The 24,624-nt window shown below is 47.7% G+C and carries 20 protein-coding genes; 5 read left to right on the forward strand and 15 right to left on the reverse strand.

The window, feature by feature from the left end; all coding sequences use genetic code 11:
* Positions 1-49 precede the first annotated feature (49 nt).
* The 10 genes from AK95_RS32310 to AK95_RS34665 form a co-directional block, all read right to left on the reverse strand.
* Complete coding sequence (locus AK95_RS32310) at positions 50-1,432, reverse strand: ABC transporter substrate-binding protein (RefSeq protein WP_071224121.1); 1,383 nt, start codon at positions 1,430-1,432, stop codon at positions 50-52.
* A 150-nt stretch (positions 1,433-1,582) separates the two neighbouring features.
* Entirely contained in the window at positions 1,583-2,419 is an 837-nt protein-coding gene (locus AK95_RS32315; RefSeq protein WP_071224383.1) for a carbohydrate ABC transporter permease, read from the reverse strand.
* Between the two features lie 18 nt (positions 2,420-2,437).
* A complete protein-coding gene (locus AK95_RS32320) occupies positions 2,438-3,358 on the reverse strand; it encodes a carbohydrate ABC transporter permease (protein ID WP_009593494.1) in 921 nt (306 codons plus the stop codon).
* Between the two features lie 168 nt (positions 3,359-3,526).
* Entirely contained in the window at positions 3,527-5,116 is a 1,590-nt protein-coding gene (locus tag AK95_RS32325) for a response regulator transcription factor (RefSeq protein WP_083397788.1), read from the reverse strand.
* Positions 5,113-6,837 (reverse strand): cache domain-containing sensor histidine kinase, encoded by a 1,725-nt coding sequence (locus AK95_RS32330; RefSeq protein ID WP_071224123.1) that lies wholly within the window; start codon positions 6,835-6,837, stop codon positions 5,113-5,115. The genes AK95_RS32325 and AK95_RS32330 overlap by 4 nt, the downstream gene beginning before the upstream one ends.
* A gap of 67 nt (positions 6,838-6,904) precedes the next feature.
* Entirely contained in the window at positions 6,905-9,073 is a 2,169-nt protein-coding gene (locus tag AK95_RS32335) for an alginate lyase family protein (RefSeq protein WP_071224125.1), read from the reverse strand.
* The gene (locus AK95_RS32340; RefSeq protein ID WP_071224127.1) at positions 9,063-10,184 is read right to left on the reverse strand and encodes a glycoside hydrolase family 88 protein; all 1,122 of its coding nucleotides are present in this window, start codon (positions 10,182-10,184) and stop codon (positions 9,063-9,065) included. Before AK95_RS32340 ends, AK95_RS32335 begins: the two co-directional genes overlap by 11 nt.
* A gap of 621 nt (positions 10,185-10,805) precedes the next feature.
* Positions 10,806-11,315, reverse strand: coding sequence for a ClbS/DfsB family four-helix bundle protein (locus tag AK95_RS32350; RefSeq protein ID WP_071224131.1), 510 nt, complete (start codon positions 11,313-11,315; stop codon positions 10,806-10,808).
* A gap of 103 nt (positions 11,316-11,418) precedes the next feature.
* A complete protein-coding gene (gene thrS / locus AK95_RS32355) occupies positions 11,419-13,329 on the reverse strand; it encodes a threonine--tRNA ligase (protein ID WP_071224133.1) in 1,911 nt (636 codons plus the stop codon).
* A 452-nt stretch (positions 13,330-13,781) separates the two neighbouring features.
* Positions 13,782-13,928 carry a hypothetical protein gene (locus AK95_RS34665; protein WP_194542298.1) on the reverse strand — a complete coding sequence of 49 codons (147 nt, stop codon included), beginning with the start codon at positions 13,926-13,928 and terminating at the stop codon, positions 13,782-13,784.
* Between the two features lie 261 nt (positions 13,929-14,189).
* On the opposite strand from AK95_RS34665, the gene AK95_RS32360 reads away from it, so the two are divergent.
* On the forward strand, positions 14,190-14,882 hold the full coding sequence (locus AK95_RS32360) for a DUF421 domain-containing protein (RefSeq protein ID WP_071224135.1): 693 nt from the start codon (positions 14,190-14,192) through the stop codon (positions 14,880-14,882).
* A 68-nt stretch (positions 14,883-14,950) separates the two neighbouring features.
* On the opposite strand, the gene AK95_RS32365 is transcribed toward AK95_RS32360, so the two are convergent.
* Both AK95_RS32365 and AK95_RS32370 read right to left on the reverse strand, forming a co-directional pair.
* Positions 14,951-15,730 (reverse strand): GNAT family N-acetyltransferase, encoded by a 780-nt coding sequence (locus AK95_RS32365; protein WP_071224137.1) that lies wholly within the window; start codon positions 15,728-15,730, stop codon positions 14,951-14,953.
* Between the two features lie 17 nt (positions 15,731-15,747).
* Positions 15,748-16,920, reverse strand: coding sequence for a GNAT family N-acetyltransferase (locus AK95_RS32370; RefSeq protein WP_071224139.1), 1,173 nt, complete (start codon positions 16,918-16,920; stop codon positions 15,748-15,750).
* 325 nt (positions 16,921-17,245) lie between these two features.
* On the opposite strand from AK95_RS32370, the gene AK95_RS32375 reads away from it, so the two are divergent.
* Positions 17,246-17,785 (forward strand): NADPH-dependent FMN reductase, encoded by a 540-nt coding sequence (locus AK95_RS32375; protein ID WP_071224141.1) that lies wholly within the window; start codon positions 17,246-17,248, stop codon positions 17,783-17,785.
* A 153-nt stretch (positions 17,786-17,938) separates the two neighbouring features.
* Here AK95_RS32375 and AK95_RS32380 read toward each other — a convergent pair whose 3' ends face one another.
* Positions 17,939-18,628: an ArsR/SmtB family transcription factor gene (locus AK95_RS32380; protein WP_071224143.1), complete on the reverse strand. Its 690-nt coding sequence runs from the start codon at positions 18,626-18,628 to the stop codon at positions 17,939-17,941.
* Between the two features lie 97 nt (positions 18,629-18,725).
* Between AK95_RS32380 and AK95_RS32385 the strand changes: the two genes are divergently transcribed.
* A complete protein-coding gene (locus AK95_RS32385) occupies positions 18,726-19,346 on the forward strand; it encodes a flavin reductase family protein (RefSeq protein ID WP_071224144.1) in 621 nt (206 codons plus the stop codon).
* A gap of 236 nt (positions 19,347-19,582) precedes the next feature.
* Here AK95_RS32385 and AK95_RS32390 read toward each other — a convergent pair whose 3' ends face one another.
* Positions 19,583-20,452 carry a LysR family transcriptional regulator gene (locus AK95_RS32390; RefSeq protein WP_071224146.1) on the reverse strand — a complete coding sequence of 290 codons (870 nt, stop codon included), beginning with the start codon at positions 20,450-20,452 and terminating at the stop codon, positions 19,583-19,585.
* A 126-nt stretch (positions 20,453-20,578) separates the two neighbouring features.
* Between AK95_RS32390 and AK95_RS32395 the strand changes: the two genes are divergently transcribed.
* Both AK95_RS32395 and AK95_RS32400 read left to right on the forward strand, forming a co-directional pair.
* Positions 20,579-21,481 carry a DMT family transporter gene (locus tag AK95_RS32395; protein ID WP_071224148.1) on the forward strand — a complete coding sequence of 301 codons (903 nt, stop codon included), beginning with the start codon at positions 20,579-20,581 and terminating at the stop codon, positions 21,479-21,481.
* Positions 21,482-21,763: 282 nt separating this feature from the next.
* Positions 21,764-22,588 carry a TerC family protein gene (locus tag AK95_RS32400; protein ID WP_071224149.1) on the forward strand — a complete coding sequence of 275 codons (825 nt, stop codon included), beginning with the start codon at positions 21,764-21,766 and terminating at the stop codon, positions 22,586-22,588.
* 121 nt (positions 22,589-22,709) lie between these two features.
* On the opposite strand, the gene AK95_RS32405 is transcribed toward AK95_RS32400, so the two are convergent.
* Positions 22,710-24,446 carry an ABC transporter ATP-binding protein gene (locus AK95_RS32405; RefSeq protein ID WP_071224385.1) on the reverse strand — a complete coding sequence of 579 codons (1,737 nt, stop codon included), beginning with the start codon at positions 24,444-24,446 and terminating at the stop codon, positions 22,710-22,712.
* Positions 24,447-24,624: the final 178 nt, after the last annotated feature.

Genomic DNA, 24,624 nt, shown 5'->3' on the forward strand with positions numbered 1-24,624 from the left:
CCCGAAACCCGTTTCCTACCAGGATTCTCATACCTCTTGCATTGCCCCGTTACTTGACAACGCCTTTTTCGTTAATAATTTTTGTAGCCTCATCGACCATCCATTGTTGAACCTCATCAATCGGTTCGTTGCTGAGCATGAATTTCGCAAAGCCGTCATTAATGATCTTGGTCAATTCCGAAGTATCCGTCATCATGACTTTGGCTGCATCAAGATACTGGATTTCATCGCTAAACAGCGTATATTTCAACGACTCCATATCGTACTTATCCTCTTTACCGGCAACCAGCTTTGTCAACAATTCTTCGTTATTCGCTTTCTTGTATCCAGAGAACTCAAGTCTGTTGTCCGAATCGGCTGTTGTCATGAATCTCATAAGCTTGAAGGAGGCTTCCTTGTTGGTGGAATTGGCACCCAGCGCCAGCATATTGCCGCTGGTGAAGTATTTTCCTTCATACTCTTTAGGTTCCGATCCTGCAGGAGGCACAGGTACAGGAGCGAAAGCTGTTTTGAAATCATGCGGATATTGCTCGGTATTGCCTGGATCCGCTACCGTAAAGTTGCCTGTAAGAATCATAGCAGCTACTTCATTAAAAAATTCGGTACGGTAGTTCAGCTTCGCGGCAAGCACGTCACTGTAAGGTTTGGCCGACTTGTCCGCCTCCTCCATATCTTTGCGGAGCTGGAAGAAGTATTTGTAGGTCGGATCTGCCAGAATGGTCGTTCCGTCCTCATATACGAACGGATCTTTCATCATGGTCTGCGCCGGAGCGTTCATATATAGCTCCCATGTATGGAAGTAAGAACCGTAACGCTTGTCAACACCTTCGCCCTTGGTCAACTTTTTGGAATAGTCGCGGTAATCATCCCAAGTCCAGCCGAATTTCGGAACCTCAAGTCCCGCTTCATCCAGGGCATCCTTGTTGAGCATCACATAGTTGGTGCTCTTGGTGTACTGCATGCCATAATACTTGTCTTCTAGCTTAGCATTAACAAAGTATTCGTCTTCCGGAACGAGACTTTCCTGCTCATAGAACTCGTTCAAGGGAGCAAGGGCTCCACGTGAGGCCCGTTCGAGAACTCCGCCCAAGCTTGGGAATTGAATAACATCGATCGCTTCACCGGATGAGATCAGAAAATCCAGCTTTTTCAACATTTCCACGGAATCGCCGGGAACCAGGACCACATGCTCGACCTTGATATTCGGATTCTGATCCATAAATTCCTGGAGCATGGCGTCCGTTCCCGCCTGTTGAGCTTCATTATCCCAGTTGTAGTACTTGACGGTAACCTGCTTGTCCGTCTGACCGCTTCCACCGTTCGTGCTGGCACCGCTTTCTGACCCGGATTTCCCGCAGCCGCTTAATACCAGGGTGCTCGCCAGGATCGTGCTAAGAATGACGGATAATCTGTGTTTACTTTTTTTCTTCATCTTACTTCCCCCTGCACAGATAAATTAGTTGTGGTGCTGTTTTCATGTTCATTATAGGCACCCGCATGGCTGATCAAGTGCACAATTTTGAGGTTCTAGGATTACATTTTTGACTTTTCAAACTTCTGAATTTTGACTTTAGACTTCGTATCAACCTTTTACCCCGCCCAAAGCAATGCCGTTTATAACCTGTTTTTGCAATGCGATGAACACAATGACCAGCGGAATGATTGCCGAGACTGACGCCATCATCATAATGGCATAGTTGTTGGTGTAGTCATCACGGAACAGCGTCATCCCCAGCGGAATCGTGTATAAGTCCTTGTCCAGCAAGAAGATGAGCGGATTCTGGTAATCGTTCCAGGTCCATATGAATTTAATAATCGCCACCGTAGCAAGCACAGGCTTGCACAGCGGAACCATAATGGAAGCAAATGTCCGCAGATGACCCGCTCCGTCAATTCTGGCCGCTTCCAAGTATTCATCGCTGATCCCGTTCATAAATTGACGCAGCAGGAACGTAAAGTAAATCGAGAACATGCTCATGAAGATGATGGCCTCATGCGTATTGTAGAGTCCAAACCAGCGAATGAGCAGAAACCGCGGAATGAGCGTCGCCTGATCCGGAATGATCATGAACGAGAGCAAGGCCATAAAAACAAGATTCCGTCCCTTGAATCGAATCTTCGTTAGCGCATAACCTGCCATGGATGAGATAATCAGGGTGATTAGGGTCGTAATAATCGCTATTTTAAAAGAATTAAAATAGAAATCATAGAAGGGAACTCTTCCCATCCAGACCATCTTGAAATTGTACGCCAGATTCACCTTTTCCGGTATCCATTGAATCGGGAATCGCATAACATCCTTCTCATATTTAAAAGCCGCGGAAATCATCCAGATGAGCGGTACGAGAAATACAATGGACAATGCCCCCATGACAAAGGTGACTACCACTTTGGACAGGTTTTTTCGAAGAAGCTGCATGTACATTCCTCTCCCTCCTTATTCTTCATTTCTCATTTTCCAGGTGAGCGCGGTAATCAGACCGATAATCGCGAACAGCAGCCAGGAAATGGCCGAAGCGTATCCCATATTGTAATATTGAAAGCCTTCCTCATAGATGCGGAATACAAGCACGGTAGAAGAATTGTTCGGGCCGCCTTCCGTTAAAAAGGCGATGATGTCAAACACTTTAAACGAGCCGATCAACATCGTAATTAACAGGAAGAAGGTTGTCGGACGGAGCATCGGAACCGTAATCGCAAAAAACTTTTTAATTGCACTGGCACCGTCAATATCCGCCGCTTCATAAATTTCATTCGAAATGTTCGTAAGCCCGGCCATATAGATAATGATCGTGTAGCCCAGGCCCGCCCAGGAACTGATGATCGAAATCGCCAAGAGCGACGTTTTCGGATCGACCAGCCATTTCGGCGGATTGCTGATCCCGAGATCCATCAGAAACTGGTTGATCGGTCCCAGCGATGGGTGGAATAATGCGCTCCACACCGCAGCAACTGCGATAATCGAAGAGATATAAGGAATGAAAAATGCGACTTTAAAATAACTCTTGAAGAACACGCTGTTGTGAATCAAAACCGAAAGCACCAGAGCGATGGCAATCGGGATCGGCACCGTAAGAACCATATAGATCAAATTGTTTTTTATCGCTTGAATAATGGTCGGATCATGGAACATCTTGATGTAGTTATCAAATCCGGTAAACTCGATCCCCTGGACGCCTGACAGCATATCCCAATCGGATAAACTTAAATACAAAGAAAATCCAAGAGCAAACACGTTTAATAGCAGCATCCCGACGATTTCCGGGGCCAGAAACAGCCACCCGATCAAAGCCTCTTTCCGCTTGGGAGTCCAAAACTTCCGCCGGCTCTTGGGCACTGGTTGTTGTACAGCCTCCATCTAGCATCACCTCAACAATTTGTAAGTTGTCATTATAGTAATACATCCGCCATCGGCAAGAAGGAGGGATTATGACCAGCCATGTGCAAGATTTTGACCTAAAGAAGCCCCACAAAGTGGAGCCTATGCTTTGATGCTGTATAAGTGACCGATGTGGTAGCGGTCCGCTTATTTTCGTGCGGTGTATTTCGCTTTATATTCACTGGGTGTGGTCCCCACGTATTTTTTAAACACTTTTGAAAAATACGTCCGATCCGAATAACCTAATCCCATAGCTAAGGACTCCAGATTTTGTCCGGACATTCTGAGCATTTTGGTAGCCATCTTCATTTTGTATTGATGCACGTAATCCGTAAAGGTCAACCCCGTCATCCGTTTGAAATAGCGCGAAAAATAGCTCGGATTCAAAAACAGATAGCGTGCCATGTCGATCGACGTAATGTTATCGTCAAGATGCTGATCGATATATTGCTGGATCACCTGCAGCTTCGGTTCATTCGTGGAGCTTCCCACTCCCGCTTGCCGCGTTCCGATCATCTGGGTCAGCTTTCTCTCCACCAGTTCCATCATATCTTCCAAGGTGCGTGCTAAAGCAAGATAGGCAAACAGATCCTCATCGAATTTGAGACTGGAGAACATCAGCTCGATACCTCGCAGCATGGAGGAAAGATCCCTGGCAAAGTCGGCCGGATCAATCGACAGCTCTTTTGCGGTGCTGGCGATTTTATGCAGGGTCGTACGGATACCGTCGAGATCCTGCTTGATGAGTTTCCGTTCCAGCTCCGAAACGTAGCTATCTAGAAATCCCTGAGGCGCGGCTTGAAACCACCGCGATCTTATTTGAGAAATTTCGGATATCGTATAGTCGGAATTTTCGTAAAACTCGCAATTGTCATGAAGAATTTCCTGATAAATGGAGCCAATCGAGCTTAATTCCATTTTGTCCGTAACCGCGATAACGTTCAGTTGAATTTTGAGAAAATGGACGCACTGATAACGCAGCCGCTGCAAATAATTATGGAGATGCAAGCTGGCATTCTGTGCGAGGTTCACCCTAAAGTTATGCAGAATCACAATGTTCCCCTGCTCCATGAACGGCGTAATCCCTTCATACGATTCGGACAATTCCATCGCGATATTGTAGACAGCGTATAAAATCAGCGGAAATTCCGATTGTCTGAAGCGCTTGTCAAAGCTGGAGAGCTGAATGCTGACCAGCCCCAGCATAAACCATGGATACGTCCAGGAAATGCCGATCTGCGCCGCATAAGCCAAAGTGGCCTCGGACGGAGAGCCATTGAGCACCTTTTGCAGCAAATCCTGCCGAAAGAGCTGGCTATTGTAACTCGCTGCCTCGCGATTAATCAGACCAGCCCGCGTCTTTAACAAGTGCATGGACTTGCCGAGGCTCTGTTCCAGCTGCTCTGCCGTAAGCTGATCTTTGATCAAATAGTCATCCGCCTGCAGTTTTACGGCCTGCTGGGCATAATGAAAATCCTCATGACACGTCAGGAAGATAATCCGAACCTCCGGCTTCATGCGAATAAAATGGTCCGCCAGCTCAATGCCGTTTTTCTGTGGCAGTCCGATATCCGTAATGACAATGTCCGGCCGGACTTCCTCAAACATGTGCATCGCTTTCGCGCTGGAATACGTACTGCCGGCAATCTGCAGATTGTTTGCCTCCCAGTCAATCATCTGTTGCAGTACCTTGAGCATAGGAACATCATCGTCTATGAGCATTACTCTGTACATCATTCTTCCTCTCCCTCCGGTAAAAAACCATGATGATGACTTTGGGGCAAGTACAGTGAAACTGACATTCCACCCTGCGGAAGGTTGGCGAGTGTCAAACTCGCTTCCTGTCCGAAGGTCAATCGGAGTCTTTGGATCACGTTCATAAGACCGACCCTCTCATAAGCACCATTCTGCTCGCCGCTTGGTCTTTCAAGTCTACGGTTTAGACATAGGAGCATGTCTTCATCGGCGCCGAAGCCATTGTTGATAATCTCGATTCTGATTCCGTCCGGGTTGCTTCGGGAACGGATCTCAATGCGCGGAGTTTGATGATCGACAAGCCCGTGGACGATGGCATTCTCAACGATGGGCTGCAAAATAAGTTTCGGCAAGATGAGTCCCTCGGTTTCCGGATCCAGGTCAACCTCTAAATGAAGCGGGATTTCATTGCGGATTTTCATAATGTCAACATAGTGGCCCAGCAGCTTGCATTCCTCGCGCAAGGTGGCCGGCTCATTGACCTTGAGATAGGCGCGGAGCAAACTCATCAGGGAATCAATAATTCCACTGTGAAGCGTATCCTTCGTCAAGATCAGGCTGCATTTGATCGAATTCAGCGTGTTGATCAAAAAATGTGGGCGGATTTGCATAAACAAGGCCTCGAGCTCCATCACTCGCTTCTGCTCCTGCTCCTGTTCGATATCATGGATCAGCCGCTGCAATTGATCGAGCATCGTATTCAGCGTCTGCCCCAATTCGGCGATATCATCCTTGCCCTTGACCTCCAGTCTGACATCCAGGTTTCCCATTCCGAACTGGCGTACGACCCGCTGCAGTTTAAGAATCGGACTGTGCAGCCTTTTGGCGATCAGGATGGACATTCCGGAGAACACGAGAAACAGCAGCAGAACCCCCGCAAGACCAGTATAAAAAGTCCGGGAGATTTGCCCCGACCACTCTTTCTCCGAGGCCTCGTAACCCAGCTTCCAGTTCGATTTCAATATGGTTTTGTCCGTTCGGACACTGCCCTTGGTCTCCGTATGATGCGGGAGCAACCCGGAATTGCCTGCGATGAATTCCCCGTTTGCATCAAAGAGCGCCACCTTGCCGAAGTCGATCGTACCCAGCAGCTTGTTGAAGTACGAATCGGAAATGGCACTAAGCAATACGGACACTTGCCTCTTCTCTCGGCTGTCATAGATGACCCTGGCAATATAATAACTCTTGCCTTTCCCTGACGAGTCGCCGCCGGCCATCCCAAGCCATTGCAGGGTTTCCGGTTTACTCAGATCGACGCGCTCCATCAGTTTGTCGAGACTTCCGTTAATGGCGGTCAAATCCTCCGTGCCGGATGAGATGACAAAATGCTGACGGTTGACCAAGTACATGCGTACATTATTATTCAGCGGCTTGGAATTAATCAGGGAAAATACGTCCTGAATTTGTCTAAAATGTACATAATCCTGATAAGTAGCCAGCCGTTTGGTGTCTGCGAATGACTTCAGGATATTGCGAACATTCGTATCGTTCACGATAAAATGGGAAGCAAACGTAACATCGTCAATCGTCTTGCTCAGCTCATCCGTCATGACGTTCAGGACATTCTCGTTGCTGAGCTGCAGCTTCTCTACCATCGTATCCCGAATCAGAACAAATGAAATGATAGAAACCGCGATCAGCGGAATAAAGATCAGCAAAAGAAACGACAGCTGGATGCGTTTGTAGTAGGTGAATTTGAACATATTCTCTGCGCCTCTCTTATGCTCTTGTCCTCTTTATTCTATCAGTCCTCTGTGCTGGAAGCATTCATTAAATGATGACGGTTGCATGCTTATTTCCGCCTTGAAGGGTCATCAGCACAACCTCCCCGAAGATCTGCATGTCCTCCACCACAAAAGAATCATAATGGCCTGACGGCGCACGGTGACTAACAACGAGTATAAACTCCTCTTCCATTCCCGGGAGCTGAACACCGCATGCCTCCGCTTGCCCGTCATGAACCCGCTCACCCGTATGACGGTATACCGGGACCTTACGAACTCGCGGAGAAGCCGTTTCGCCTGGACGATGAGGATACAGCACCTGCATGATGCTGATCAATCCTTTTCCCGTCCGGGAGTAAGTCACATTCGCATTCGGTTCCCACAGGTTATATTCGCGGGATATTACACCCTCGCCAACTTCTCCGCGCAGACCGTCTGTGCGTACGGGGATAATCGATAGATTCGCCTCCCCGGGGGTGTTTGTACAGCATATCAATGACTCAGCTTCGATCCCGACTTCTCCTGGCGTGTGCGGAAAATGAAAATGCTGGGTAAAGGTATGCTGCTCAAGGCACACCAAGCTGTCGATCAGCAGCCAAAAATAAGGCTTAACAAAGATGATCCTTCTCCGCGGATACAACGGTTCATTCCCATAGAGATAGCCGTCATGCGCCCCCTCGACATAGTCAAACTCCGGCCTGCTGACCCATTTGCAGCCTAGCGGCGCGGCAATCCGGTCGAAAGACCAGGTGTCCTTGATTCCGGTAAACCCGATTTCGTCGACAACCGTTGTGTTATGGGCTGAGCTCTCCTTTAATGCTTTTCTCAGCGGTGTATGGTCACTATAGTTATACCTTCCAAGATCCGTGAGCAGATCACGGCCGTAGGCATGAAGATCCACGTGCAGCATATCGGCGTGACCGTGGCCTCCGCCAAGCGGGCCGCAGTGAAAACAAAGGTACAATGCATCTTCGTCCCAACCCGTTCGCATCGTATAATGACCGGAATGGGTAAAAGCCCGGCTCTGAGATGGCGGCTCCGCTGGAACCATAGCTTTGTACTCACGGATTCCGTCTATGCCGAACAGCCAGGCATTATCATAATCCGGTCGAGCATGTCCGCCATATCTCAGAACGGAATCCCCAAATAACCACGCGGCATAGGTCAGAATACCACGAATATCGCTATCGTCGCTGTCTCCCAGCATCGGCTGCCTGTGATTTGGCTTCGCCCAGTACAGGGAGGCTTCGGCCATCTCGCGGACCGTACGCCGAAAAGGACCGTCAAGCTCCAATCCGTTGAGATTGGCGAGGTGAATGCAGTCAAGATAACAAGCCAGCACCTCATGATGGTATGTAGGCGATTGCTCCCAATGAATGCCATCCGCCATAATTTGAAGACTCGCCGTCTCCTTCAATCTCTCTTCTCCCATTTCCCGCCACCGTGCTGACTTGCTGAACTCGGGCAAGAACAGTGCAATATGGTATAAACCGCAAGTTTCCAGTACTCCCCAGTTGCTGATATGCTTCCAGCTGGTGAACGAAGCAGCCAGATACTCCCCGTGCTCGTGAAGCGAAATCAGCGTTTTACCGAGCAATGACGGAGTCAGGGAAGGGCTACCGATCACGTATCGAAGTGCCTTGATCCAGTTCACGCTGCGTAGACCTGCCTCGATCGGACGCCATGTCAACGTATCCGTCGTAGGTTCTCCAGGTACCGGATTCCGATCGATCCAGTCTCCAAGCTGCTGGCTAAACACTGCTGCATACTTCTCATCGCCTGTCATCGCATACGCTTGTCCCAGCGCCACCCAATAGCGGTGGCGATTCAGCATATAGGCCCACTCCACGTCTTGATCGGGAATATGGCACCAGTCAATATCACCGTCAAATGTAACGGGAATCACGCTTCGTTCCATATCCCATGGAAAGCGGAACAGGAACGTCTGCTGCACCACCTCATCCGCCGTCTTCATGACGGTTTCCAGTTCATCTGCACAGCATTGCTTCACATAATCCGTAATTTTCTGCTTATCCTCACTGCTCATCCACCATCCGGGTGTGTTCCGACAGGAGAAGTGTTTATGCAGCTTACACAGCATATCGCGCCGATGGCCTTGATCGTCTGCATCCTGTATCGAACGCATAACGGGATCCTCCAGATTCAAAAGAGCCCATACGGCATTCACCGAAGCTTCCGTGGCATCAGCGTTCATACCAGTACCCCTTGCTCCCGGTCTCCATCCGAATCAAAGCTTCCAGGTAAAAATAATCCCCCCAGATCATGAAATCATCCGGTGACAATCCGCCGCGTACATGATAAGAGCCATGCTTCAGCAGACCCTCCGCCTCCTTGCCGAGCGTAGAGTAATTTCGTACCAGCGAGGTCATGGAAGCCTCCAGGCTTTGCTCAAAGTCAGTTCTTTCCGGATCCTCCTCATCCAAATGCCCAATCAGTTCCAGCAAGCCTGCTGCCACAATGGCGGAGGCCGAGCTGTCGCGGTAAGTATCAGCGCTTACGGGGGCGTTAAAGTCCCAAAAGGCGACATGATCCTCCGGTAAGTGCTTCAGGAAATACTTCGCCATTCGTTTGGAGGTTTCCAGGTATACACGATCTCCCGTATATTGATAAGCCAGTGCGAAGCCGTACACCCCCCAAGCTTGTCCCCGCGTCCATGTCGAGCCGTTCGTATAACCCTGATGCGTGGCGCCTCCGATCGGCTCCCCCGTATGCGGATCGAAGAAGAAGGTATGGTATGAGCTGTCATCTCCCCGTACCAGATAACGCCGTGTCTTCTCCGCCTGCATGATTGCGATCTCTCTATATACGGGATTGCCGGTTTGCTGTCCCGCCCAGAACAGCAGCGGCAGATTCATCAAACAATCGATAATGATGCGGCCGCCCTCCTGTTGATCTCCTTCAGGACCCCAAGCTTGAATATATCCACCGCCTGGACGCCAGCGTTTCAGCAGCAATTCCGCAGCCTCAAGCGTCAATTGGCGGGCGCTCTCGTTCTTCTCAATGATCCACTCCGCTTTGGAGGACAAGGAATACAGAAATCCGATATCGTGATGATCAAGCACCTTTTTTTCTGCAAAGCGGCGGCGAAAATCTTCTACCGTTCGTTTCGCGCCCAATTGAAAGGCCTCGTCGCCCGTGTATTCATAACATAGCCAGAGAAGACCGCTCCAGAAACCGTTCGTCCAGTCGTCATTGTCATTCAGCAAATAAGCGCCGTCCCTGCTGACGTGGGGAAATCTTGTCCCGAAGGTATCCATGTTCTTCCGGATTTTCTCTACAGCATCTTTAATCGCACTGCTCCACATAACGTCGTGCTCCCTTCCAATCCATCATGATTACGATTCATGATAAGGAGAGTCACCCGGTTCTTGTAGAGCCGATTTTTGCCTTGATGTGCAATATTTTGACTTTTGCGCCCTAAGGTGGTGATAAAGGAACAAATCCATCCCTTTTCGTTGGAAACCAACTAAAAAAAGAGGCTATCCCAAAAGATCAAAATCTTCGGGGAGGCCCCTTCTTGCTGTTAGAAGCGCTCCATGTACGAATCGTTCCTCCCATCGCTGTTGCCCCCACATTTCTTGGAATGGTTCTGAGCAAGGACGAAATGTGTGGGCAAAGGCGAGCGCTGACGCTTGTCCGGAATCGATTCGTCCTCTCCGCTACGCCGTGCAGATTTCTTGATTTTTTAGTCGCAAAGAAACCGTTCTTTGGTAAAGTGGAGGCACGACCCAAAGGAACGGTTTCTTTTGTACATTCAATATACCATGGACCAACTCTATCTTAATTAAAAAGAAGCCTAGCGGTGTGGGAGTAATATCCTGATCACCGCCATGGCTTTATTTGATACACTTTCTGTTTATGAGAGCCGTACATCAAGCAACTAAGTCTATATAGAACGGCCCCTCATGTCTGCCGAGCGATACGGTCTAGCCGGCATGCTTTTTCCACTTTCGGATTTTGGTTCTGAAGCTTTTGTACGGCGCGACCGAATTGATGTGCAGCCATTTCCACATCGGCCAGTTGGCACTGGTTACCGTCCACTTGCGAACCCCTGAATGAAACAACTCTTCCTCACGCAAGCTGTTGATCCATTCACACCATTCTATCGTCCTCTGCTTTAACAACGAACGTAATTCTTCCAAAGAATATCCATCATACGTATGATAGAATTGCTGATACAACGCCCCCAACTGATTCCATTTTAAGTCAGGGGTTGGCGTCGTAACCTCTTTACCCGCAAGTTCATCCTTCTCCCAGCTCATCACCAGCGTTAGCCATCCCAGCTGATAGGCAATCATCTCTTGGGGTGTTCTATCGACTTCACTAATACGAAGATTCCTTTTATCCTCTGGTACCTCATCAAATTCTTGGTCAAAAAGGCTATACGTTCGTTGAATTTCAGCGATGAACGCTTCTTTGCTCTGGTATGTTTGCAAGGTACTCTCTCCTTCATCATTAACGGGCTTCACTCCTCAGACATATCCAAATTATACCATGTTCAAGGATCAAGCACGGTGATGAATATCATCAATGGGATGTTCAAATCCCCCTGGACTCAATCTCATTCCGAAGCCTTGCGATTACATCATCTAAGGCACTCTCTCCAAGTTCGCCCTCGCCCCGTTTACGGACTGATACGTGATCGGAGTTCATTTCCTTCTCGCCAAGAACAAGCGTGTAAGGCGTTTTCAGCAGACCCGCTTCACGAATTTTATAACCCAGCTTTTCATTTCTTACATCGACGTTCACCCGTATGCCGGCATTTTCCAGACGCTTCTTCACCTTTAACGAGTAATCGATGTAATGGTCGGATACCGGTATGATCATAACCTGTACGGGAGCCAGCCACATCGGGAAAGCCCCACCGTAATGCTCTGTAAGAATCCCGATAAATCGCTCGATGGATCCAAATACCGCCCGGTGAATAACAACCGGCCGATGCTTCTGGTTATCTTCTCCGATATACGATAGATCGAATTTTTCAGGGAATTGGAAATCCAGTTGAATGGTGCCGCATTGCCAGCTTCGCTTTAAGGAATCCAAGATATGAAAATCGATTTTCGGACCATAAAACGCGCCATCCCCTTCATTTATCCGGTACGGCAGCCCCAGTTGATCCAGCACCTGCTTCAGGGAGGACTCCGCCTGCTCCCACAATTCCTCAGAGCCCATGGAATCTTCCGGTCTTGTCGATAACTCGATTGTATAATAAAAGCCAAACACTTGATAAACCTGGCTGATAAAATCGATAACCTGCTTGATTTCTTCCTGGATCTGATCGGGTCTTACAAAAATATGCGCATCATCCTGACAAAACGTGCGCACCCGCATCATACCGTTCAGTGCGCCTGAGAATTCATGGCGGTGCACCTGGCCAAATTCGGAAATGCGAATAGGCAGCTCTCGGTAGGAATGCAGCGAGTTTTTGTAGACTAACATATGCCCTGGACAATTCATCGGCTTCAGGGCATACTCCGTCTCGTCCACTTGCGTGAAATACATATTGTCTTTGTAGTGATCCCAGTGACCGGACATTTCCCACAGCCGCTTGTTCATCATCAGCGGAGTGCGCACTTCATCATAATCGCGATGGAACTGAAGTCCTCTTGCGAATTGCTCCAGCTCATTGCGGATGATCATCCCGTTCGGCAAAAAGAAAGGCATGCCAGGCGCTTCCTCCGAAAACATAAAGAGCCCGAGCTCTTTTCCCAGCTTCCGATGATCCCGTTTCTTGGCCTCTTCCAGCAGCAGCAGATGCTCTTCGAGCTGCGACTTCTTGGGAAACGCCGTTCCATATATTCTTTGCAGCATTTTATTGTCCGAGTTCCCCCGCCAATAAGCGCCGGCCACACTCATTAATTTGAATGCCTTGATTCTGCCCGTTGAAGGAAGATGCGGCCCCCTGCACAAATCAACAAACTCTCCCTGCTCGTACACCGAAATGACCTCGTCCGCCGGTAACTCGCGGATCAGCTCCATCTTGTACGGGTCATCTTGGAAAATACGCTCGGCCTCCTGACGACCCACCTCCTTGCGAATAATCGGCAGGTCTTCCTGAACGATCTTCTGCATTTCTCGCTCAATGGCAATCAAGTCTTCAGACGTAATCGAGTGCCCCAAATCCATATCGTAATAAAAACCATCCTCAATGACAGGTCCTACCCCCAAATGGACGGACTGGCTGCCATAAATCCGTTTAACGGCCTGGGCCATCAGATGAGCAGCGCTGTGCCGATACACGTACAATCCATCCTCAGAGTCCAGCGTTATGATGCTTACTTCCGCATCCTCACACAGCTTATGATCCAAATCCACGAGTTTCCCATTCACTTTGGCTGCAACGGCTTGTTTCTTCAGACCTGAATGGATGGATTCCGCGATTTGATTCATCGTCCTTTGTGCGGGATACTCCTTTTTACTTCCGTCTGGCAGCGTTACTACGATTGACATTGTTATCCCTCCATCAAATTTAGATTGAACGCAAAAAAGCACTCGATCCCGAAGGGACGAGTGCGTTCAGCTCGTGGTTCCACCCTAATTTGATCCGAAAACGGCAAACGCTCGTACTGCCAGCGTGCTCTTCGGATCCTCATTCAGACATCCGGTAACGGGGATGATTCGGTGTTTTCTAGTTCCATGTCGATTGTCGAACGACCGATCAGGGTTCAAAAACACAGCTACAAAGGGGTAATTCAAGAAACAATCACGGAGGAAGCTTTCACCAATCACTTCCCTCTCTGGGCAGGTCGTTTCAAGAATCATGTCTTTGATCGTTGCTGATAGTAAAGTACTATAAGTCAGTTTTTTCTAATTGTCAAACCCAATCCGAATGATAGCTCCATGTTAATTTGGATTACTTCCACTCCCCTCTAATATAACCTATGTAAATATCTCTATCATGGTTACTTTTCTTCATGGTTCCATGAGATTTTAATCAAATATCCAACGCCTAAACCGACCAGAACTCCTGGAAACGCGCTGTCCAGCGCTAAACCGATACCCGCTCCAATGATGACGCAAGCGTAAATAATGACATCTCCCTTGTTCATTCCGACCATCTCCTTCTGTATGTATTTATGACATAGATCGTAATTTTCTATCACAACATACATCTTACAAGATGACGTAGCGTCGTTTTCAAGTGGTTGATTTAAAAAGAGTAAAGTTTTAGGGGATCAAGGAGAGCTTTTCGGAAATTCTCAAGTAATCGTCAACCCTCGAAATGGGAGGTTAAATCTCCCTTGTTTCTCCTTGAAGCCAAAACGTTTAATATCTTACCATATAACATGAACGCTGAAGGAGGGTTGTCCATGGATATGTTTATAGATTTAGGGATTAAACTAATCGTCAGCTTTTTCGGGTTATGGATCATCACATTTGTTACGGGGAGAAAAACCATCAGCCAGCTTACACCGCTTGACTTCTTGTCCTCCTTAATTCTGAGTGAAATCGTCGGGGCAAGCCTCTATGATGATAAGGTAAACCTATATCATTTGTTATTCGCGCTTGCGCTTTGGACAACGATGTCTTACCTCTTCGAGAAGGCAACCACCCACTTTGTTAAGTTCGGATATTTAACGGAAGGCCGGGCGGTACTCCTGATCGATAACGGAAAGCTCAACCAAAATTTGTTGAACAAATACGATATGGAATATAAGCAGCTGTTATCCATGCTGAGACGGCAAAGCATTTTCTCGTTAACTGAAGTCAAATACGCCATACTGGAAACGGACGGATCGCTGTCCGTCATGCGTAAACCCGAGTACGAGCCGCCCACGGCCCAGGATATGGGCATAGAAGCCAAGCCGGACACCTTTACGGTAACGGTTATTGATAAGGGAAAGCTGCTCGAGGAATCGATGCTGGGCAAACCCATTGAACAGGGCGAGATCCAATCGAAAGCACGGGAACAAGGCTTTGACTCCCTTGAAGACATCGCATACGCGGAATATGGAGATGACGGGAAGCTTTATGTATATTCCAAGCGGGAGGTTCAGGACTGAACCTGTACCCTCCGATAAAAAAACGAAAGAAGCCTGTTAAATCAGGCTTCTTCCCCCTTTGCTCCTAACTATAGACCGAATTCAACGATGTACTGTTTGCACACCGTCACATATCCCAGGGACTGATATAAACGTACCGCGCTTAGGTTATCCTCCAGCACATTCAGATACACATGGGGAGTGGTTGCACGCCCCTTACGGGTCAATTCCGCGCACACCTTTTTGCCGTACCCCTGTCTCCTCCACGCAGCATCCGTGCCGATATTTCCAAGCTCCACATAATCATCGCTATAAATATGGTATCCGCCGACAGCGATGAGCTCCTGATCCTGAACAACCCCATAGAACGGATTATGAAGCTCTTCCCTTGCAAAAGCCATCGAATGGAACTCCGCCATTTTCGACTCGATCATGTCAAAATACGAGGGGTCTAAACGAAACACCTCGTCATCCCCTAACGGCAAATCTTCAAGATGCCGATGCTTCATGAGAAGGATGCCTGCGGGAGGTTTCATCACATCAATCTCAGCGTTCAGAACCTCCCATTCATCCTCATTCACGATAAAGCTCCCTATTTCCCCATCGGGTAATTCCAGATCTCGTTTCATTCGGGTCAGCACGGACCGAAACCGAAACGATGTCTGAAGGGGATAAACCGAAAAGGCGTAGAAAGACAGACCCTTCAGGAAAGCCGTAACACCCAGCAGCTCTCCGCATTCTGAGAACTGCCCATAGTGAACGGTTTGATTCTTCCGGAACGTTAGGTAGGAATAGTATAAGAAATGCTGCTCTCTGTTTATTGTTTCCAAGAGACGCCCCAGTTCTTCAGCCAACAGTTTGCGAATCACCAAGTCTTCTCCCTCTCTCAAAAGAAATCCATGAGGTAGGTTTGACCAGCGGGAATCATCGTCTCCAATTGTGTTAGGGCCTTTGGATTTCCGTTCAAACGGTGAATGGCATGCAGCGCCTGTGCTCTTTTGTAACCTGTAAACAGCGCAGACAATGTCTGAATATCGGTGGTCAGATCAGCCTGCTCCCCTTGATCGGTCGGAAGCTCAGACAGCTCCGCTTTCCCCTCTTGATTAACGGACAACCTCCATCTGCCCGCATTCCAAGGCGCAACGGAATCTTCCACCTCTATGGTCATTACGGCTTCCTGATGAGCCTCAAAAGCGTACTGCTCCACAAAGGATTTCAAATCTACGATACGGGCCATGAAGTATGGGACGATTTCCTGGGTAACGCGTGGATCCGGCAGCATGAACGGCAACTGATCATCCCCAGGTACCATCGTCATCGTAACCTGCTCAATCCTGGAATCATGGTTTCCAAAAAAGGTCCAGAGTGCGCTTCGGGCTTCTTCATTCAGGTACACAAATTCGTCGCACACGAGATCTTTGTCCTTGAGCTCATATAATGCGTAGCCCGTCGGTTTGCCCTCCGCTGAATAATAAACAACGCTGTGGTTGTCGCCCTGCAGCACGAATCTTGTCCACCATGCTTCATCCCGCACAAGTGTACCGTTATAGCGGCTGGCATAGGCTTGATACATGCCGTCCAGTGTTGGAATATCGGTTACGCCTCTTACAATGCGGCCAGGCACTTCCACCTTACGCGGGAATTTAGATACCGGAATGGTGTATTTTTTGTATTCCGCGTAAAGTTCCCAGCCAAATTTACGATAGAACGGAATCGAAAACGGATGCAGGAAGGAAAGGGTCTGGCCTTTGCTCTTCATCTCTTGCAATGCATGCTTGAGCAAGGTGGATACATGTCCCTGTCTGCGGTTCTCGGGCCATGTTGCCACACCGGCAATACCACCCATATCGAATTTGTTTCCATGCACATAAACTTGCAGCGGGATGATGGTCAGTTTCGCTTGCAGCTCTTCTCCATCAAAAATCCCCCAGAAGCGTTCAGGTTTAAAATGCTTTTGATTGGATTCTCGCTGCTCCGGTGTTAGCGTATATTGAAAGGCATATTCGGATAATTTGGTGCTGATCTCAAACTCGTCGGATCTTAATTGTCTAAGTTTCATACTTGCTTCACCTCTCCAATCTTTATATGTACTTTTGTTTGCGGAATTACCGTTTATCCCGGTTCAGAATGTTGTTCCAGGACATATGATCAGTATAACATTGCTGCTGTCTATGCGGTACAAAACACCGTCTGTTTTCAGGACCATATCCTGCCGCATTGGGACCGTAATGAGAATATAATGGACACAAAAAAATCAGAATATTTTTCACGAACTTTTTGTAAGCTACTTGACAAAGTTAACCCCCTGAGATTATGATTAGCTCATGCAAAATAACAAACACATCCAGATAAAATAAATTTAAAATAATCAGGAGGTAACAACAATGTCCAAATTGAATATCGGTATCATTCTAGGCAGCACACGTCAAGGGCGTTTAAGCCCGCAAGTAGGTGAATGGGTTAAACGTATCGCTGATGAACGCGGAGATGCAAACTACGAAATCGTTGATATCGCTGATTACAAGCTGCCGCTTTTGGGCGAAGCTGATGCTACAGAGCAAGCTACCGCTTGGAACAATAAGCTGAACAGTCTTGACGGCTTTGTATTCATCGTACAAGAATACAACCACAGCATCTCTGGCGCTTTGAAAAATGCACTCGATTTTGCTCGTGAGCCATGGAACAACAAAGCTGCAGGTATCGTGAGTTATGGTTCGGTTGGCGGCGCTCGTGCTGCCGAACATCTGCGTGGAATTCTGGGCGAATTGTCCGTAGCGGATGTTCGTGTACACCCAGCACTTTCATTATTTACTGATTTCGAGAGTGGCTCTGTATTCAAACCGGCTGATCTGCATCTCGTCAACCTGAATGGCATGCTTGACCAAGTGCTTGCATGGAGCGGAGCTTTGAAAACACTGCGCTAATCTCTAATTCAAGGACTGCCTTTCTTCATCTTCTGATGAGGCGAGAGCAGTTCTTTTTATTTTTCTGCATTCATATTTCTGCATCCTTTTTTCTGCATCCATAAGTATATCTGCATCGTCGATCAGCATCATTCCTATGCCGAAGCCCCGTTCCTACTCCGCGTCAATATGGAATATTTCCTGCAATCCCTTCTTGCCTTCGGGCGTGATTTTTATGGCTCTTGTGTTTGGAACGCGTTGTATCCAATGTAACTCAAGCAACCTTTCTAGCAGGGCATGTCCCAATGCCCCGGCCAGGTGATGGCGTCTTTCACTCCAATCCAGGCATCGATGTGTGAAAGAGCGGCGTTTGCGCTTAACACGGCACAGATCGACCTGAAATGCCTTGAAAAAGCCCTCTCCTTTTTCTGTAACCGTAAACTGATCTTCCACTTCGGATAGGACCCCGGCGCTGAGCAGTGAATTCGTCAATTGGATTCCCAATTTCCCCGCAAGATGATCGTAGCAAGTCCTTGCCTGGCGTAAGGCTTCATTCTCCGCAGCCTGGTTTAATGATCTTATTTCGGCAGGAGGCGTTATCGATAGAAGTGTCTCCATGATCTGGGCAACCTCCTGATTCTGAATCCCATAATAACGATGTCTTCCCTGTTGTTCAACGGTGACCAGATTCGCCGCTACCATTTTCGATAAATGGAAACTTGCCGTTTGCGGTTTGATGTTTGCCATGTACGCCAGCTCGCTTGCCGGATGATATCGCCCGTCCAATAAGACGGTTAGAATAGCCGCTCTAGAAGCATCGCTTACGAGTGAGGCTACTTGTGCTATGTTCGAATTCGCATTCATCCCGATCCCTCCTGATGTAATCCATATTTCGATGAGCATCGAACCTTTTCTATTTTACAATGATTTGGGATAGAACAGTTAATGGGAGGAACATTTTATGAAGGAAATGAACGGCATGATCAACTCGGACATCATTAAACCGAAAATTCTGTACTATGGAACCCCGGTAGTTTTACTCAATACGCTAAATGAAGACGATACCGTAAATATAAGTCCCATATCCTCTTCATGGGCGCTCGGAGATTACATTGTTTTAGGAATCGGACTTGGCGGTAAAGCGATAGAGAACTTGGAAAGGCATCCGGAATGTGTCATCAACCTTCCTGACCCTTCCTTATGGGAAAATGTTGAACAATTAGCCCCTCATACAGGAAAATATCCGGTTCCTGATGGTAAGGCAAAGAACGGTTTTACATATGAAAAAGATAAATACGCGATTAGTCGTTTAACTCCTGCGGATTCTGTCACGGTAAAGCCTACTCGGATTATGGAGTGCCCCATTCAAATTGAGGCCGCAGTGAAAAACATTCGGATGCCTGACTATTCTTCCATGTTTGCCATTGTCGAAACACAGACGATCCATGTACACGCCCATCGAAACATCATGTGGAATGAGCATCACATTGATCCCGCCAAATGGAGCCCGATCCTATATAATTTCCGGCATTATTATGGCCTTGGCAACCCGTTAGGCAAAACATTCCGAGCCGAAACATAAGCGAGAATGATGAAGAATGAGAGAGAGCCCAATGGCTTCTCTTTTTCCTTCCACTTCCCCGGGGATGGTTGGCTGCAAGCGAGCTCACCTCCTTCTTTGTTTACCTATATAACAATCCCAACAAGCGATTTTGTGACACCCATTATTTTATGTATAGAATGATCATGAACGAAGCTCCTGCCGTGTGATAGAGTCTGGATGTCGGGTATGAGTCACATTTAGCGCCCTTATCGAAGCTACAGCTTGGGATAACTCTTAACATAATTCAAGAATCGCTTCGTAGCGGGAGATATCTCCCGCATGGAGTTTACGGCAATGCCGAGCGATCTGAAGCTCTTCTCCTTCAATTCGATCAGCCGTATATTCCGCAGCTGCCCTCGCAGCACAAGTTCAGGAAGAATGCTAATGCCGAGCCCCTTCTCCACCATGGCCATAATGGCATAATCATCACCAAGTGTATATTTGATATCCGGCTTGATCCGGGCCTTCACCAGCATCCGGTTCACATCATAATCGGAACCTTGGCTTGGCATAATAAACGGTTCATTCTCAATCTGGGACAATGAAATAGAGTCCTCCGAACTGAGCGGATGTTCCAAGGGCAGCAATACAAGCATCGGGTCTTGATGCAGAGGAATCGCATCGAATGTATCCGACGTTGGAAGTGACAAGAACCCGCAATCAATCTTGCCCTCCGCGATCCAATCCTCGATTTCCCGGTAATCTCCTTCGACCAAACGAATCTCGATATGGGGATAATCCCGCTGAAAATCCTGAATAATCCCCGGCAGCCAGTGAACACCGACACTGGTGAAGGTACCGATGTGAATGGTTCCCAGCTCGATTCCATGAATGGAAGCTACCTGCTGTTCCAAATGTTCGTTCCATTTCAATATTTCCCGTATCGTCTTCAGAATCTCTTCTCCATTGGTTGTCAGCTTCGCTCCTGATCGGTTCCGAATCAGCAACGAGAAACCAAACTCATCTTCCAGGCTGCTGATCATATGACTGACACCGGACTGGGTAAATCCCATCACTTCGGCGGCTTGGGTCAAGCTTCCGTGCTCGACAACCTTTAATAAAACTTTGAATTTATTAATACTCAAGGGAATTCCTCCTGATCATTTATACATGAATTTTACTCATATTTATTATTAGAAACATTCGTTTTACTTGTCTATTGTACGTGAGTATACTGATTCTGTTCAATCAGTTGAAGGAGGAAATAGAACTTGAAACCGCTGAAGGCCGATCTCATGATTTTGTTCATCACCATTTGTTGGGGCTCGTCCTATCTTTTTATGAAAATGGGACTGGATTCGCTCGGAGAGTTTAATTTGATAGCCCTACGCTTTGGATTGGCCTTTATACTTGCAGGCGTGATTTTTCTCCCCCGCTTGCGCAAGGTTAACGTAAAGACGATTCGATATGCCATGCTTCTAGGCTTTATATTATTTATCATGTTCACCGCGCTTACCTTCGGTCTGAAGACCACGACAACATCCAATGCCGGATTTCTGGTCAGTCTAACGGTGGTGTTTGTCCCCTTATTACATACGTTTCTATTTAAGAAAAAAATAGAGAACAAAGTGGTTGTCAGTATTGTGCTAGCCTTAACGGGCATTGCACTGTTAACCATCCAGCTTCCTTTTACATTTAAGATCGGTGATCTGTTCTGCATCGCAGCCGCATTATGTTATGCGCTTCATATCAATATGGTAAGCACTGCCGCACAGAAGGTCGATACGCTAAGCCTTGGCATCCTGCAGCTTGGATTCACCGGATTGTATGCGTTTGTCTCGTCTCTGCTCTTTGAAGCTCCAGTATGGCCAAGCACGACCAACTCGTGGATGGCCGTCCTTGTTCTTAGCGTGGTGTGCACCGCGGTCGGGTTCATCGTTCAGACGATTGCCCAAAAATATACGACGGCTACCCGGACGGGACTTGTATTTTCTCTGGAGCCTGTATTCGCGGCGCTGGTCGGATTCTGGTTTGCTCACGAGGTCCTGAATTCCAATCAATATCTGGGTGCTGCCCTAGTATTTCTTAGCGTTGTTATATCGAGCGTTAATGTAAACATGAGGAGTCGCTCTAGTCCCGTTCCAATGGAGCCGTATTCTGCTGAATTCAAGTAAAAAAAAAGCTTGACTAATCCCCCAAAAATATATATCTTTATATCACGGCTTAACTGATAACGATATCAGTTATGCAGGAACGTGATTAAAGGGGAGTAGCTGACACAACAAAGTCGTCATTCCGGGAAATTTCCCCGGCTTTGTTGGCAACGATACGTTGTTTGCGAGACCTTTACCACACACTCTGTGGTGAAGGTCTCTTTTTGATTAAGAGGGGCCTTCACCTGCCGGTGGAGGTCCTTTTCTTTTGTGCCTTCAATTAAATAACTGGGAGGAATTGGTATGGAGCTTTTATTGGAGTATGGGTGGGTACTGTTGGTGCTCATCGCACTGGAAGGGTTGCTCGCAGCAGATAATGCGCTGGTCCTTGCCATTATGGTAAAGCATTTACCTGAGGAGCAGCGTAAAAAGGCTTTATTTTACGGATTGCTCGGAGCGTTTGTATTCCGCATCGGATCGCTGTTCTTAATCTCGTTCTTGGTTGATGTATGGCAGGTGCAAGCCATTGGCGCACTCTATCTTCTCTACATTTCGATCAATCACACATTGAAACATGTGATCAAAGGCAAAAAACCGACGGAAGACGCCAAGCCTCTACCGAACAAACCCAAGAAGCAATCCGGCTTCTGGATGACCGTCTTCAAAGTCGAAGTTGCAGACATCGCGTTTGCGGTAGACTCGATACTTGCAGCCGTAGCACTGGCTGTGGCACTGCCTCCAAGCGGTCTGGCGAACATCGGCGGCCTGGACGGAGGTCAATTCATCGTCATCTTCCTGGGAGGATTCATTGGTCTGATCATCATGCGTTTTGCGGCATCCTACTTCGTGAAGCTGCTGCAGCAGCGCCCCGGGCTTGAAGTGGCGGCATTCCTCATTGTCGGTTGGGTAGGGGTCAAGCTTGCCGTCATTACCCTTGCGCATCCCGATGTTGCCCTTATCGACCATCACTTCCCTGAGAGCTCGATCTGGAAGGCATCCTTCTATATTGTTCTTGTGCTGATTGCCGTTATCGGATGGTTTAGTTCTTCGAAGGGGAAAGTCCAAGACGAGGACAATGCAATCAAGGAAGTGGAAGACCAGCAACCTGGAAAAACACTTCAAGGGTAAATTCCGATTTTCGATTGGAACAGGACAACGTAACAAACGCAATCAATAGTTTGATCCAACAATAGGAAAAGGCGATTTGCTGACGGTGCATAAACCGTTCGCAAATCGCCTTTCTTCCTGCTTATATGGTTAATTGCATATTGTATAAATTCGCATACGCGCCTTGACGTGCAATTAATTCATCATGCGAGCCCTGTTCCTCAATTCCGTCCTCGGATAACACGACGATTCGCTGCGCATTCCGTACCGTTGTCAGGCGATGAGCGATGACAAGCGTTGTGCGATTATTGCTCAACCGTTCCAGCGAATCCTGGACGGCTCTCTCGCTTTCATTATCCAGGGAGCTGGTCGCTTCATCAAATATAAGGATCGGCGGATTCTTCAGGAACACTCGTGCAATACTGAGCCGCTGCTTTTGTCCTCCGGACAGCTTGACGCCGCGCTGCCCGATATCCGTATCATAACCTTCCGGCAGTGCCATGATGAAATCATGGGCATTCGCTCTTTTCGCAGCTTCGATGATTTCTTCCTCGCTGGCCTCCATTTTGCCATACCGGATGTTATCGAAGACGGTTCCCGCAAACAAATATACATCCTGCTGAACAATCCCAATATGCCTTCTTAACGAGTACTGCGTGATATCCCGGATATCGCGTCCATCCAGCATGATGCGTCCTTCACTTACTTCATAGAAACGCGGAATCAACGAGCACAACGTCGTCTTGCCGACGCCGGAGGGACCTACCAGTGCCACATACTCGCCAGGCTTGATGTCCAGCGATACCTGTTTCAGCACATATCCGTAGTTATCTTTATATCTGAAGCTGACGTTCTGAAATGTGATATTCCCCTGAACCTGCGTGATCACTGTAGCATCAACGGAATCCTCGATATCCGGCTCTACCTCCAGAATCTCCATGAACCGGTCGAATCCCGTGATACCCTCCTGGTACAGTCTGGCGAAATTAACGAGTCTCTGGATCGGTTCGATCAGAATGCCAATACACAAGAAAAAAGTGAGCAAATCCGCCAGTTCCAGGGAGGCATCCACGATTGCGGCTCCGCCAAACACAATGACCGTTATGGTAATGAGTTGTGTAAACCCGACCAACCCTTCGTAAAAGTAGGTTTCACTCTTATACCCTTCCCTTCTGCTGTCAACGAATCGCTCATTAGCGTAAGCGAACTTTTTCCTTTCTACGTGTTCGTTCGTAAACGACTTCACCACACGGATACCCGATAGAGAATCCTCCACCTGCGCGTTGATATCCCCGATTCGGTCCTTGCTAACACGCAGCGCCACATTCATCTTCTTATTAAAATAAAAAGCAAACACGGCCATGACCGGCAGAAAGAGAAACACAATCAGGGTAAGCTTCACGTCAATATACATTAAGATGATGAATGCACCCAGGAACTTCAGAACGGAAATGACAATATCTTCGGGTCCATGGTGATACAATTCGGTTAGCGACAGAATGTCATTGGTGGTACGTGTCATGAGCTGCCCTGTTTTATTCTCATCATAGAAACCAAAAGACAGCTTCTGAAAATGGTCAAACAGCTCCCGTCTCATGTCACTCTCCATATAAGCTCCCATCATATGTCCTTTATAGGAGATGAACATATCGCAGAAAGTATGAATAAGGACCATGGCCAGCATGACAGCACCCACTGCATAGATTTGATTCAGCGGATTCGGGGAATTCCCTTCCAACACGTTGATGGTGATATACCTTATACACAGCGGAAGCATCAGTGTAATTGCCGAAACAACAAAAGCACATGCCAAGTCTGCAAATAATAACCCCAGATACGGTTTATAATAGGACAAAAACTTCTTGGTTCGTGAATTCAAATATATCTCCTCCATAATGTCGGAGGGTTACATGTTCATATCCCTCCAAACTTGATTCATGATGTAATCCATCGTTTTTCTCATCCTAAACACCCTTCCTTTTACTTGATGATTCCATCATACCCAAAAACGTCACAACCGCGGAGTGTAAGAATCATTTATACTCAAAAAATCCCCT

It is taken from the genome of Paenibacillus sp. LC231, from assembly GCF_001860525.1.
Classification (GTDB): Bacteria; Bacillota; Bacilli; order Paenibacillales; family Paenibacillaceae; genus Paenibacillus_AQ.

Excerpts from the sequence above, each read along its gene's own strand:
- AK95_RS32310 (WP_071224121.1), bottom strand. The coding sequence starts at position 1,432 with ATGAAGAAAAAAAGTAAACACAGATTATCCGTCATTCTTAGCACGATC.
- AK95_RS32315 (WP_071224383.1), bottom strand. The coding sequence starts at position 2,419 with ATGCAGCTTCTTCGAAAAAACCTGTCCAAAGTGGTAGTCACCTTTGTC.
- AK95_RS32320 (WP_009593494.1), bottom strand. The coding sequence starts at position 3,358 with ATGGAGGCTGTACAACAACCAGTGCCCAAGAGCCGGCGGAAGTTTTGG.
- AK95_RS32325 (WP_083397788.1), bottom strand. The coding sequence starts at position 5,116 with ATGATGTACAGAGTAATGCTCATAGACGATGATGTTCCTATGCTCAAG.
- AK95_RS32330 (WP_071224123.1), bottom strand. The coding sequence starts at position 6,837 with ATGTTCAAATTCACCTACTACAAACGCATCCAGCTGTCGTTTCTTTTG.
- AK95_RS32335 (WP_071224125.1), bottom strand. The coding sequence starts at position 9,073 with ATGAACGCTGATGCCACGGAAGCTTCGGTGAATGCCGTATGGGCTCTT.
- AK95_RS32340 (WP_071224127.1), bottom strand. The coding sequence starts at position 10,184 with ATGTGGAGCAGTGCGATTAAAGATGCTGTAGAGAAAATCCGGAAGAAC.
- thrS (WP_071224133.1), bottom strand. The coding sequence starts at position 13,329 with ATGTCAATCGTAGTAACGCTGCCAGACGGAAGTAAAAAGGAGTATCCC.
- AK95_RS34665 (WP_194542298.1), bottom strand. The coding sequence starts at position 13,928 with ATGAACAAGGGAGATGTCATTATTTACGCTTGCGTCATCATTGGAGCG.
- AK95_RS32360 (WP_071224135.1), top strand. The coding sequence starts at position 14,190 with ATGGATATGTTTATAGATTTAGGGATTAAACTAATCGTCAGCTTTTTC.
- AK95_RS32370 (WP_071224139.1), bottom strand. The coding sequence starts at position 16,920 with ATGAAACTTAGACAATTAAGATCCGACGAGTTTGAGATCAGCACCAAA.
- AK95_RS32375 (WP_071224141.1), top strand. The coding sequence starts at position 17,246 with ATGTCCAAATTGAATATCGGTATCATTCTAGGCAGCACACGTCAAGGG.
- AK95_RS32380 (WP_071224143.1), bottom strand. The coding sequence starts at position 18,628 with ATGAATGCGAATTCGAACATAGCACAAGTAGCCTCACTCGTAAGCGAT.
- AK95_RS32385 (WP_071224144.1), top strand. The coding sequence starts at position 18,726 with ATGAAGGAAATGAACGGCATGATCAACTCGGACATCATTAAACCGAAA.
- AK95_RS32400 (WP_071224149.1), top strand. The coding sequence starts at position 21,764 with ATGGAGCTTTTATTGGAGTATGGGTGGGTACTGTTGGTGCTCATCGCA.